Raw genomic sequence first — 12,423 nt, 5'->3', positions numbered from 1 at the left:
ATGGACGTGGGCTCTGCCAAGGTGACGAAAGAGGAGATGGACGGGATCCCCCACTACCTCATCGACGTGCTGGATCCGGAGGAAGCCTTCAACGTGGTGGTATTCCAGGATATGGCGAAAAAGGCCATGAAAAGGATCCGGGAAAACGGCCATATCCCCATTGTGGCCGGAGGGACGGGCTTTTATATCCAGGCCCTTTTATACGACATCGATTTTACGGAAAACGACGGAGATATGGAATACAGGCACAGGCTGGAGGCGCTGGCAGAGAAGGAAGGGCCGCCGGTCCTCCATAAGATGTTAATGGAGCGGGATCCGGAATCGGCAGAGGCCATCCATGAAAACAATGTGAAGCGGGTGATCCGCGCCCTGGAGTTTTACGAAAAGACCGGGGAAAAGATCTCCGCCCACAACGCCGCAGAGCGAGAGAAGACCTCGCCCTACAACTTTGCCTATTACGTCCTTAATATGGACCGGGGAAGGCTTTATTCCCGCATTGACAGGCGGGTGGACGAGATGCTGGAAAACGGCCTGGTGGACGAGGTGGAGAGGCTGAAGGCCATGGGCTGCACCAGGGATCTGGTGTCCATGCAGGGCCTGGGCTACAAAGAGATCCTGGACTGCCTTTCCGGGGAGACCAGCCTGGAGGAGGCTGTCTATATCCTCAAGCGGGATACCAGGCATTTTGCCAAGCGGCAGCTGACCTGGTTTAAGCGGGAACGGGATGTGACCTGGGTGGACCAGGAACGGTTTTCCTTTGACCGGGATCAGATCCTGGAATGGATGATCAGGGATCTTAAGGAACGGAAGATCATAGAGTAACGGGAACCGGCGGCAGGGCCGGAGGAAAGAAGAAGGAGCGAAAATAAAGTCATGGAACTTACAGGAATGTATGAACAGCTCGGAATTTCCGAGAAAGTGCTTAAATTTGCCAGAGAAACGGAGGCTGCCTTAAAGGAGCGGTTTGAGGAGATCGACGGGGTGGCGGAGTATAATCAGCTGAAGGTCATTAAAGCCATGCAGGAGGCCAGGGTCAGCGATATCCATTTTGCAGGCACCACCGGCTACGGCTATAACGATCTGGGCCGGGATACCCTGGAGGAGGTATACGCCAGGGCCTTTCACGGCGAGGACGCCCTGGTGCGTCCCCAGCTGATCTCCGGGACCCATGCCCTGACGGTGGCCCTTTCGGGCAACTTAAGACCTGGAGACGAGATCCTGTCCCCGGTGGGAAAGCCCTACGATACCCTGGAGGAGGTTATCGGCATCCGGGATTCCGTGGGCTCCTTAAAGGAGTTCGGCATCACATACAGCCAGGTGGATCTGCTTCCCGACGGCAGCTTTGATTTTGAAGGGATCCGGAAGGCCATCAATGAGCGGACGAAGCTGGTGGAGATCCAGCGGTCCAAGGGCTACGCCACCCGTCCCACCCTTTCCGTGGCGCGGATCGGGGAGCTGATCTCCTTCATAAAGAGCATAAAGCCCGACGTGATCTGCATGGTGGACAACTGCTACGGCGAATTTGTGGAGACCCTGGAGCCCACAGATGTGGGAGCGGATATGATCGTCGGCTCCCTGATCAAAAATCCCGGCGGCGGCCTGGCTCCCATCGGCGGTTATATCGTGGGAAGAAAGGACTGCATCGAGCGGGCAGCTTACCGTCTGACGGCTCCCGGCCTGGGCAAAGAGGTGGGTGCCAGCCTGGGCGTCAGCCAGTCCTTATACCAGGGCCTGTTCTTAGCCCCCACGGTGGTGGCCGGGGCCTTAAAGGGCGCAGTATTTGCCGCAAACCTGTATGAGAAGCTGGGCTTTGGCGTTGTTCCCAACGGAAGCGAGAGCCGTCACGACATCATCCAGGCCATTACCTTCGGGACTCCCGAGGGCGTGATCCGGTTCTGTGAGGGGATCCAGGCGGCAGCACCGGTGGACAGCTTTGTAACGCCGGAGCCCTGGGCCATGCCGGGCTATGATTCCGACGTGATCATGGCAGCCGGGGCCTTTATCCAGGGAGCCTCCATCGAGCTTTCTGCCGACGCGCCCATCAAGCCGCCCTATGCCGTTTACTTCCAGGGAGGCCTCACCTGGTACCATGCAAAGCTGGGGATCTTAATGTCCTTACAGAAGCTTTGTGACGCGGGGATCGTAAATCTTTAAAAAATTTAAAGAAACTTTTAAGAAGTGACGGCGGCGGTTTCTGGCCGGACGCATTGTATTGAATGGAAAAATGTGTTATATTGTGTAGCATACGCGAGGTAGTATCATGAGAAGCAAAAATTCCTGGGTGCTTCTGCTCATGGTCTTATCCGGTATCGTCTTAGGCGGCTTCATCGGGGAGGCGGCGTCGGGAGTGCCGTTTTTATCCTGGCTGAACTTTGGCCAGTCCTTTGGGTTAAATGATCCCCTGGTACTGAACCTTGGGATCCTGGTCATTACCTTTGGCTTGAGCATCCGGATCACCATGGCCAGCATCATTGGCGTGATCATCGCCATTCTGACGTATCATTTCATCTGACACCGGGAGAAGTAAGGTACTTGGAGAGCCGGAAAGGCCAGGTGTACCAGAATGAATGAAAAGAGAACCGAAACCATGAAAAACCTGCCTGTTTCTGAACGGCCCTATGAAAAGGCCATGGAACAGGGCGTGGAGGTCTTATCGGATGCGGAGCTTTTAGCTGTGATCCTGAGGACCGGTACAAAGGATATTTCTGCCAGGGCTCTGGCAGAGAAGATATTGACGCTGGGAGATCCTCCGGGACTTCCCGGCCTTCTTCATCATACGCTGCCGGACTATAAGGCAGTCCGGGGCATCGGAAACGTGAAGGCCATCCAGCTGGCGGCAGTGGGGGAGCTTTCCAGACGGATCTGGAAGGCGGTCCGATCCGGCAGGGAGCTGGTCTTCGACCATCCGGCGGTGATCGCCGATTATTTTATGGAGGAGATGCGTCATATGGAGCAGGAGCATGTGAAGCTCCTGGTGCTCAACACGAAAAATGTGCTGATCCGGGATGTGGATATTTCCAAGGGGACGGTCAACGCCTCCCTGGCCACGCCCAGGGAGCTGTTTATTGAGGCTCTCCGCTACCGGGGCTCCTCGGTGATCCTGCTCCATAACCATCCCAGCGGCGACGCTGCCCCCAGCCGGGAGGACTGCCTGTTTACAAAGCGGGTGGAGGAGGCCGGGAAATTGATCGGCATCCCGCTGTTAGACCATATCATAATCGGGGATACTTCCTATGTGAGCCTGAAAGAACGGGGAATTCTGTAACAATGAAAAACACCAGATATTTTTTATTCGGACTGTCGGCAGTCTGTGTCTGCATGATCGGCATTACATCCTTAAACGGCAGTCTTTTAAATCCGCTGCGGAATGCGGTGGGCTATGTGCTGGTCCCGATCCAGTCGGGGATCAACGCCGTGGGCGGAAGCATCTATAAGGAGGCCAGCGCCCTGGGGAGCTTAAAGGACGCCATGAAGGAAAACGAGACCTTAAAGGCCCAGGTGGATGAACTCACAGAGGAGAACACAAGGCTCCGGGCAGAGCAGCAGGAGCTGGAGCGGCTCCGGGAGCTTTATGAGCTGGATACCCAGTACATGCAGTACCAGAAGGTGGGGGCCAGGATCATTGCCAAGGATTCAGGAAACTGGTTTTCTGTGTTCCGCATCGACAAGGGGGCGGACGACGGTATTAAGGAAAATATGAACGTCATTGCCGGCGGCGGCTTAGTGGGCATCGTCACGGATGTGGGAGCCAACTATGCCACGGTCCGGTCCATCATCGACGATTCCAGCCAGGTCAGCGCCATGGCCCAGCAGTCCGGGGATACGTGCATGGTGTCCGGGGATCTTAAGCTGTTCAAGGAGGGGCGGCTGAACCTGGGATATATGGAAAAGGACGACGATATCCGGGACGGGGATATGATCGTAACCTCCAACATCAGTGAAAAATTCCTGCCGGGTATCCTCATCGGCTATGCTACGGATATCACGGTGGACTACAATGACAACCTGACGAAATCCGGCTACGTGATCCCGGTGGCCCAGTTCGACCGTCTCCAGGAGGTGCTGGTGATCACAGATCTAAAGGAGGCAGGGCCTGAATTTGATGAATAGTAATTTAAAACAGATCGCGCTGAACCTTGTCCTGCTTTTGCTGGCGTTTTCGGTCCAGACCTGCGTGTTCCCGCTGCTGCCGTTCCTTTCAGCCTACCCGAACCTGATGCTGATCCTGATCTTCTCCTTTGGGTTTATCCGGGGAAGCGCGTCGGGCATGTGCTACGGACTGGTGGCCGGACTGCTGATGGACCTTTCCTCCGGCGGCCCCATGGGATTTTATACGCTGTTCTATATCTGGATGGGATATTTAAACGGCATTGCCACCAGATATTATTACGAGGATTATATCACGCTGCCCCTGGCCCTCAGCGTGGTCAATGAACTGGCATACAACCTGTACCTGTATGTATTCGGCTTTCTGTTCCGGGGACGCCTGGGCTTTGGGTATTACCTTATAAACATCATCCTCCCGGAAACCGTGTTCACGGTGGTGACGACGCTGGCCGTTTACCGCCTGTTCCTGTTTATCAGCAGGAAGCTGGAAGAGATGAAAAAAAGGAGAGACACGACCATTGCTTAACGACCTGTATGAGATACTGAAGGAGTCGCTGAAAAAGCTTCTGGCTTCCAGGACCTTTATCCTGGGAGTGTTTTTTGTATTCCTGTTCGGGATCCTGGCCGTCCAGATCTTCCGGCTCCAGATCATCGAGGGCGAGGAATACCAGGAAAACTACATGACCAAAACAAAAAAAACCATCATGCTGGCGGGGACCCGGGGCAATATCTATGACCGCAACGGGAATCTCCTGGCTTATAACCAGCTGGCTTATAATGTGACGATCCAGGACAACGGAGATTATACCACCACCGCTGAGAGAAACCGGATGCTCCTTCTGCTGGTGCAGATCTTAAACCGCCACGGAGAAAAGGTCCGGGGAGAATTTGCCGTGGCCATCGAGCCCTCCGGGGAAATGGTCTACACCACCTCCAGCGAGACGGCCAGAAAGCGGTTCATCAGCGACTACTACGGCTTAAAATCCCCCTCGGAGCTGGATGCAGAGGACGGGAGCACGCCCTCGGATATCACTCCCAGGGAGATGTTCGACGCCAAATTTAAGGACTATGGGCTGGATAAGCTGACGGATGAGGACGGAGATCCTGTGACGCTTACGGATGAGGAGGCTCTGGGGATCATCAATATCCGTTATACCATGGGCTTTACGGCTTACCAGAAATATATGACCACCACCATCGCCTCCAACGTGAGCCGGGAGACCATGACCGACGTTCTGGAAAACTCGGCGGATCTTAAGGGCGTGGCCATCGAGGAGACCACCCTCCGCGTTTACAATGACAGCGTTTACTTTGCGCCCATCATCGGCTACACAGGAAAGGTATGGGATGATGAGCTGGAAAAGCTCAAGGAGACCAATCCCGATTACGAGCTGACGGATCTGGTGGGAAAGACCGGCATCGAGGCCTCCATGGAGCCGGAGCTCCAGGGGAAAAAGGGCTCCCAGACCATGTATGTGAACAGCACGGGACGGATCGTGGAGATCGTGGAGAAGACCGATCCCAAGGCCGGAAACGACGTGTATCTGACCATCGACCGGGATCTGCAGATCGGGATCTATAATCTTCTGGAGCAGCAGCTGGCCGGTATCATCACCAACAAGCTGGTGAACCGGGATCTGGAGGAGACAGATTACAAAAAGGGCTCCAATATCCCCATTCCGGTGAAGGATGTGTACTTCCAGCTGATCAACAACAATGTGCTGGACATGGACGCGTTTTCTGCCCCGGAGGCCTCCCAGGTGGAAAAATCCATCTACGCCAAGTACAGCCAGTCCAGGGAGCAGACCCTTTCCTGGATCCGGTCGGAGCTGTTAAACGAGAATGCGGCTCCCATGGCCTCCCTGGGTGAAGACCAGAAATCCTATATGCAGTATATTTATTCCTACCTGGTGTCCCAGGAGGTGGTGGTGAGAGACCGGATCGACCGGGATTCCGAGACGTACCAGGCATGGGCGGCGGAGACGGTGAGCCTCAGGGAGTATCTTTATAAGGGGATCGCTGAAAACTGGATCGACACCACGAAGCTTAAGATGGAGGATAAATATTCCGACGCCGACCACATTTACCAGATCCTGGTGGATTATGTGATCGGGGACCTGGAAACAGACAGCGAGTTTTCAAAATGGATCTATAAGTATCTCATAAACGGCGGTTCTGTCACAGGAAAGGAGCTGTGCCTGGCCCTGTATTCCCAGAATATCCTGGCTTACGATGAGACGGAGGTCCGGATGCTGGAGGCCAACGGAGACGAGTATGCCTTCCAGTTCATCCGCCAGAAGATCTCGGATATTGAGATCACCCCGGCCCAGCTGGCCCTGGATCCCTGTTCGGCCGGATGCGTGGTGACCGATGTGAAGACGGGAGAGGTACGGGCCCTGGTGACGTATCCCAGCTATGACAACAATAAGTTTTCTGGTACAGTGGATGCGGAATACTATAATAAGCTGAACAACGACATGTCCCTGCCGCTGTTCAACAATGCGACCCAGGCCCAGAAAGCCCCGGGCTCCACGTTTAAGCCCATCATGGCCGTGGCCGCCCTGGAGGAAAAGGCCATTGGTCTTTCTGATACAGTCAACTGTACAGGTATGTACCAGGAGATCACCCCCCATATGCGGTGCTGGATCTATCCGGGCCAGCACGGTCCCCTGGATGCGGAGCACGGCATCATGAATTCCTGCAACGTGTTCTTTGCAGACATGGGTCACCGGCTCTCCATGGATGAGAACGGCACGTATTCTCCGGAGCTGGGAATCGAAAAGATCCAGAAATATGCGGCCATGTTCGGGCTGGACGAGACCTCGGGCATTGAGATCTCAGAAAAGAGTCCCCAGATGACCACAGAAAAGCCGGAGGCCTCCTCCATCGGCCAGGCCAACCATTCCTACTCCAATGTGCAGCTGGCCCGTTACATCACGGCCATTGCCAACCGGGGAACGGTATTTAAGCTGAGCCTTTTGGATAAGCTCACCGATTCCCAGGGGAATCTGATCACCGATTATACGCCGGAGGTACGGTCCACCGTGGACATTGCCGATTCCACCTGGAACGTGGTCCATAGCGGTATGAGAAAGGTGATCTCCGACGGCTCGGCTAAGAAGATCTTCAGCGATCTGGAGGTGGATATTGCCGGTAAGACGGGTACAGCTGAGGAATTGAAAAACGGCCATATCATCAACCATGCCTTCTTCGTGTCCTTTGCGCCCTACCAGGATCCGGAGATCGCTGTGACCGTCAACATTCCTTACGGCTATTCCTCGTCCAATGCGGCCACGGCGGCCAAGAATATCTACCGGTATTACTACGGCTATACAGATCTGGATTATATCTTAAACAACAGCGCTCTGAACGTTTCCAACGTGGAGATCGGAGACTGATGCCAAGGGATCCGGGACTTTTATAGTAAAAAGGAGGCTTCTTTCATGCAGAACCCAGTGGTCATAAAGGGAAATAAGGCCGGGATGACGGTGTACCTGGATCCGGCCCTTCCCTTTACAGAGCTTTTGGAGGCGGTAAAAAAGAAATTCAGGGAGACGGCCCGGTTCTGGGGCTCTGCCCAGATGACCCTGACCCTGGAGGGAAGGAGGCTGTCGCCGGAGGAGGAATTTTCTGTGGTCAACGCCATCACAGAAAATTCCGGGATCGAGATCCTGTGCCTCATCGACGCGGATGCGGAACGGATCCGCAGGTGCGAGAAGGCGTTAAATGAAAAGCTCATGGAGCTTTCTGCCAGCACGGGCCAGTTTTATAAGGGGAATCTGAGGAACGGGGACGTCCTGGAATCCGAGGCCAGCATCGTCGTCATCGGCGACGTGGACTGCGGGGCCAGGGTATCGGCTAAAGGAAACATCATTATCCTTGGGACCTTAAAGGGAACGGCCCAGGCGGGCCTGTCTGGAAACAGGAATGCCGTGGTGGTGGCCATGGAGATGGCGCCCTCCCAGGTAAGGATCTCGGATCTTGCGTTCCAGAAGGCAGAAAAGGGGCGGCTCCTGGGCTGGGGCCCCATGATGATTCTTGTCAAAAATGGGCGGATTTGTTCGGAACCCATAAAAAAGAGCTTTTTAAGTGCACTAAATTTCATTTAGGACTGGAAAATTTTCTGTTTATCATGTAAAATAGAATAGATAAGCAGTAACTGTCCTCCAGATCCTGGACGGCTGCTGCCACAACTGAATACAGGAGGATATTCTTATGAGTGAAGTCATTGTTGTTACATCCGGTAAAGGGGGTGTAGGCAAGACGACGACCTCTGCGAATGTTGGAACTGGTCTTGCCATGCTGGGGGAAAAGGTCGTACTGATCGATACCGATATCGGCCTCAGGAACCTGGACGTGGTCATGGGACTGGAAAACCGCATCGTCTACAATCTGGTGGACGTCGTGGAGGGCAACTGTCGTATGAAGCAGGCCCTTATAAAAGACAAAAGATATCCGAACCTGTTTTTACTTCCCTCTGCCCAGACCAGGGACAAGTCTTCCGTGTCCCCGGGCCAGATGAAAAAGCTGGTGGACGATCTGAGGGAGGAATTCGATTTTATTCTTCTGGACTGTCCGGCAGGGATCGAGCAGGGCTTTAAAAATGCCATTGCGGGAGCCGACAGGGCCTTTGTGGTCACTACGCCGGAGGTTTCTGCCATCCGTGATGCCGACCGGATCATCGGTCTTCTGGAGGCCAGCGAGATCACTAAGACCGATCTCATCGTCAACCGGATCCGCATGGATATGGTGCGGAGAGGCGATATGATGTCCATTGAGGATGTGACGGACATTCTGGGGATCCCGATCCTGGGAGCCATTCCCGACGACGCCCAGATCGTCGTTTCCACCAACCAGGGAGAGCCGATCGTAGGCATGAACCCATTTGCGGGACAGGCCTACCTCAATATCTGCAGACGGGTGCTTGGTCAGGAGGTACCCTTGATGGATCTTGAGAAGAGCAGGGGGATCTTTTCCAGGTTCCAGGGATTTCTTAAACGGGCCTAGGGAATGGTAAATCTGTTGGAAATCCTGACAAAGAGGAACTCCGGGACCATCGCAAAAAAGCGGCTCCAGTTTTTACTTATCTCGGACCGGGCGGGATGTACGCCGGAGATCCTTGAATTGATCAAGGACGATATGATAAAAGCCATATCAAAATACATGGAGATCGATACGGATGGGCTGGAGATCAAGATCACCAAGATGGATGGGCCCGGGACCTGTGGACGTATTCCGGTCCTCTATGCCAGCATCCCCATCCGTGTCCTCAGCACAAAGGGGACTTTTCTTTAAATGTTTTCAGAGTACAATTTCAGAAACTATAATTTCCGGCTGCTGTTTTATGTGCTGGCCCTGAATCTTGTGGGCGTTGTGGTCATAAACAGCGCCGTAGGCGGTGACAGAAGCTACGTGAACCGCCAGCTCATCGGCCTGTTCGGAGGCTTGATGTTAGCCATCGCCATCTCGCTGATGGATTACCGGAAGCTGATGAAATGCTGCGGTCTGGTGTATATCGGCTGTGTGGGAATTCTCCTGGCGGTGATCGTTGCGGGCCAGCTGGGCGGCTTTGGGGGCGGCTCCAGACGGTGGATCGACCTGCCTGTCATCGGCCGGTTCCAGCCCTCGGAGTTTGTGAAGATCGGACTGATCTTTTTCTTCTCCTGGTTCCTTCAGAAGAACCAGGAGAAGATCAACCGGCCATCGGTGCTGGTGACGGCGGCAGTGCTGGCGGCGGTGCCTCTGGCTCTGATCTTAAAGCAGCCGGACCTGTCCACCAGCATCGTGATCGTTTTCTTTATCCTCTGCCTGATCTATATGGCTGGGATCAGCTATAAGTGGATCGCGGGCGCCCTGGCTGTGGCGGTGCCCTCCCTGGCCCTGGTGGTCTGGCTGGCAGAACACAATATGATGCCCTTTCTGGAGCCTTATCAGATAAACCGGATCCTGGCCTTTATCAATCCCGGAAAATATGCGGAGCTGAACCTCCAGCAGGATAATTCCAAAATGGCCATCGGCTCTGGCCGTCTTTACGGAAAAGGGCTTTTTAACGACACAGCCATTTCAGTTAAAAATGGAAATTTTTTGTCAGAAGAGCATACAGACTTTATCTTTTCCGTCATCGGCGAAGAGCTGGGCTTTATCGGCTGTATGATCGTCCTGCTGCTGTTCCTCCTGTTTGTTTTTGAGTGCCTGAGGATGGCATCCAGGGCGAGGGACATGGCCGGGCGGCTGTTTTGTACTGGTATGGCGGCCCTGGTGGGATTCCAGTCCTTTACCAATATTGCAGTTGCCACCGGCGTATTTCCCAACACGGGTCTTCCGCTGCCGTTCATCAGCTATGGTGTCAGCTCCCTGGCAAGTCTTTATATAGGAATAGGTATTTTACTCAATGTCGGCTTACAGCAAAGAAAATTGGAATTTTAGGAGGGAACCGTATGAATGTAGGATTGATCGCACATGATTCCAAGAAAAAACTGATGCAGAATTTCTGCATCGCTTACAAGGGTATTTTATGTAAGCATAACCTTTATGCCACCGGTACCACCGGTAAGCTGATCGAGGAGGTCACCAACTTAAACGTTCATAAATACCTGCCCGGACATCTGGGCGGAGAGCAGCAGATGGGAGCCCAGATCGAGAGCAACGATATGGACCTGGTGATCTTTTTACGGGATCCCTTATCGCCCAAGTCCCATGAGCCAGACGTCAATAAGGCCGTAAGGCTCTGTGACATCCACAACGTTCCCCTGGCTACCAACCTGGCCACGGCAGAGCTGCTCATTAAGGCCCTGGACCGGGGAGATCTGGAATGGCGGGAAATGTATAAATGATCATAGACGGAAAGCACAGACGACCCAGAGCCGTTCTTCTTGTCACAGCCCTTGTAATTCTGGTCACCGGCTGCGGGAAGAAGAGCGGCCTGGAGCATGCGTATTCGTATGACGACCGTGCCGTCCGCTTTACGGCAGAGGATGGAGATGGCCGGGCTCCCGGCTTTGCCGCTGGACTGGCCGTGCCAAAAGAAGGAGACGACAGCCCTGGAGAGGGAGAGGCGGCTCTTTCAGCCAGGGCTGCCGGAGTCTTAAGCCTGGATGGAGGAACGGCCCTTTACCAGCAGGCTCTGACGGAACGGATGAATCCGGCCAGCACCACCAAGGTCATGACGGCCATCGTGGCTTTAAAATACGGGAATCTGTCGGATCTTGTGACGGTACCGGAGGAAGCCGTCATAACGGAATCCGGCTCCTCCATGGCCGGTGTGGTCCCTGGAGACCAGATGTCCCTGGAAGACCTGCTTTACGGGCTGATGATCCCCTCGGGCAACGATGCGGCCAATGCCATTGCCGTCCATGTGGGAGGCTCCATTGAGGGCTTCGTATCCATGATGAATCAGGAGGCGGCCCGCCTGGGAGCCACGGGGACCCACTTTGTCAATGCCAACGGCCTTACGGATCCGGACCATTATACCACAGCCTACGATCTGTATCTGATGTTCTATGAGGCACTGTCCTACGATACGTTCCGGACCATCATCGGGACCCACGATCATACGGCAGTCTATATGGGCAGCGATGGAAGCCAGAAAACGGCCTCCTGGACCGTAGGGAATTATTATATGAATGGAAAGGCCGAAACGCCGGAGGGACTGGCGGTCTTTGGCGGAAAGACCGGGACAACAAAGGCGGCCGGGTACTGTCTTATTATGGGGACCAGGACAGAGGATGGGAGAGAATACGCCTCTGTGATCATGGGAGCTGACAGCCGGGCGCACCTTTATGAGGACATGACAAATATTATTTCCAAAATTGACAAATAGTCGTTGCAATTTTTAAGCAAATAGTCTATAATCATATCATAATCAAACGATTTTTTATACAAATTATATAAAATCCAAGGAGGAGATCGTTATGGTGCAGATTATCGCTGGAAAAAAAGGAAAAGGCAAAACAAAATATTTACTGGATATGGCTAACAATGCCGTAAAGGAATCCAAGGGTTCTATCGTATATTTAGATAAAAGCTCCAAGCATATGTATGAACTGAGCAACAAGATCCGTCTGATCAATGTTGCGGAGTTCCCGGTACATAGCGCTGAGGCTTTTGTTGGTTTTATCTGCGGAATCATTTCCCAGGATCATGATCTGGAGGTTATGTATCTGGACAGTTTTTTAAAGCTCGCCGGTCTGGAGGGCGAAGATATTTCTGCAACCCTGGCTGAGCTTGACCAGGTAAGTACAAAATACCATGTAAACTTTGTACTTAGCATTTCTATGGACGGAGAAGAGCTTCCTGCTTCCGCAAAGGATATGGTTC

The 12,423-nt window shown here is 53.7% G+C and carries 14 protein-coding genes; all 14 read left to right on the top strand.

Annotated features, from left to right (window positions below; translation table 11 throughout):
- Positions 1–822, top strand: an 822-nt coding sequence (gene miaA / locus WIH05_RS01860) for a tRNA (adenosine(37)-N6)-dimethylallyltransferase MiaA (RefSeq protein ID WP_337424896.1), incomplete at its 5' end; no start/stop codon positions are given.
- A gap of 51 nt (positions 823–873) precedes the next feature.
- Positions 874–2,154, top strand: a complete 1,281-nt coding sequence (locus tag WIH05_RS01855; protein ID WP_022274612.1) for a methionine gamma-lyase family protein — start codon at positions 874–876, stop codon at positions 2,152–2,154.
- 106 nt (positions 2,155–2,260) lie between these two features.
- Positions 2,261–2,512: a DUF4321 domain-containing protein gene (locus WIH05_RS01850; RefSeq protein ID WP_022274611.1), complete on the top strand. Its 252-nt coding sequence runs from the start codon at positions 2,261–2,263 to the stop codon at positions 2,510–2,512.
- Between the two features lie 51 nt (positions 2,513–2,563).
- Positions 2,564–3,265, top strand: coding sequence for a DNA repair protein RadC (radC, locus tag WIH05_RS01845; protein WP_022274610.1), 702 nt, complete (start codon positions 2,564–2,566; stop codon positions 3,263–3,265).
- Positions 3,266–3,267: 2 nt separating this feature from the next.
- Positions 3,268–4,110 (top strand): rod shape-determining protein MreC, encoded by an 843-nt coding sequence (gene mreC / locus WIH05_RS01840; protein WP_022274609.1) that lies wholly within the window; start codon positions 3,268–3,270, stop codon positions 4,108–4,110.
- On the top strand, positions 4,100–4,633 hold the full coding sequence (gene mreD / locus WIH05_RS01835) for a rod shape-determining protein MreD (RefSeq protein ID WP_022274608.1): 534 nt from the start codon (positions 4,100–4,102) through the stop codon (positions 4,631–4,633). The genes mreC and mreD overlap by 11 nt, the downstream gene beginning before the upstream one ends.
- Positions 4,626–7,505: a penicillin-binding transpeptidase domain-containing protein gene (locus WIH05_RS01830; protein ID WP_022274607.1), complete on the top strand. Its 2,880-nt coding sequence runs from the start codon at positions 4,626–4,628 to the stop codon at positions 7,503–7,505. Before mreD ends, WIH05_RS01830 begins: the two co-directional genes overlap by 8 nt.
- Positions 7,506–7,550: 45 nt before the next feature.
- Complete coding sequence (locus WIH05_RS01825) at positions 7,551–8,216, top strand: septum site-determining protein MinC (protein ID WP_022274606.1); 666 nt, start codon at positions 7,551–7,553, stop codon at positions 8,214–8,216.
- 106 nt (positions 8,217–8,322) lie between these two features.
- On the top strand, positions 8,323–9,114 hold the full coding sequence (minD, locus tag WIH05_RS01820) for a septum site-determining protein MinD (protein ID WP_022274605.1): 792 nt from the start codon (positions 8,323–8,325) through the stop codon (positions 9,112–9,114).
- Between the two features lie 3 nt (positions 9,115–9,117).
- On the top strand, positions 9,118–9,402 hold the full coding sequence (minE, locus tag WIH05_RS01815) for a cell division topological specificity factor MinE (RefSeq protein WP_022274604.1): 285 nt from the start codon (positions 9,118–9,120) through the stop codon (positions 9,400–9,402).
- The gene (locus tag WIH05_RS01810) at positions 9,403–10,533 is read left to right on the top strand and encodes an FtsW/RodA/SpoVE family cell cycle protein (protein ID WP_215655360.1); all 1,131 of its coding nucleotides are present in this window, start codon (positions 9,403–9,405) and stop codon (positions 10,531–10,533) included.
- Positions 10,534–10,544: 11 nt separating this feature from the next.
- Positions 10,545–10,940 (top strand): methylglyoxal synthase, encoded by a 396-nt coding sequence (locus tag WIH05_RS01805; protein ID WP_022274602.1) that lies wholly within the window; start codon positions 10,545–10,547, stop codon positions 10,938–10,940.
- Complete coding sequence (locus tag WIH05_RS01800) at positions 10,937–11,926, top strand: serine hydrolase (RefSeq protein WP_022274601.1); 990 nt, start codon at positions 10,937–10,939, stop codon at positions 11,924–11,926. The genes WIH05_RS01805 and WIH05_RS01800 overlap by 4 nt, the downstream gene beginning before the upstream one ends.
- A 91-nt stretch (positions 11,927–12,017) precedes the next feature.
- The coding region (locus tag WIH05_RS01795; protein ID WP_337424895.1) for a twitching motility protein PilT at positions 12,018–12,423 on the top strand (406 nt) is incomplete at its 3' end.

Source organism: Alitiscatomonas sp., from assembly GCF_037242085.1.
Classification (GTDB): domain Bacteria; phylum Bacillota; class Clostridia; order Lachnospirales; family Lachnospiraceae; genus Alitiscatomonas; species Alitiscatomonas aceti.
The sequence above is the reverse complement of the archived record's forward strand: the minus strand, read 5'-3'. Positions and strand labels throughout refer to the sequence as shown.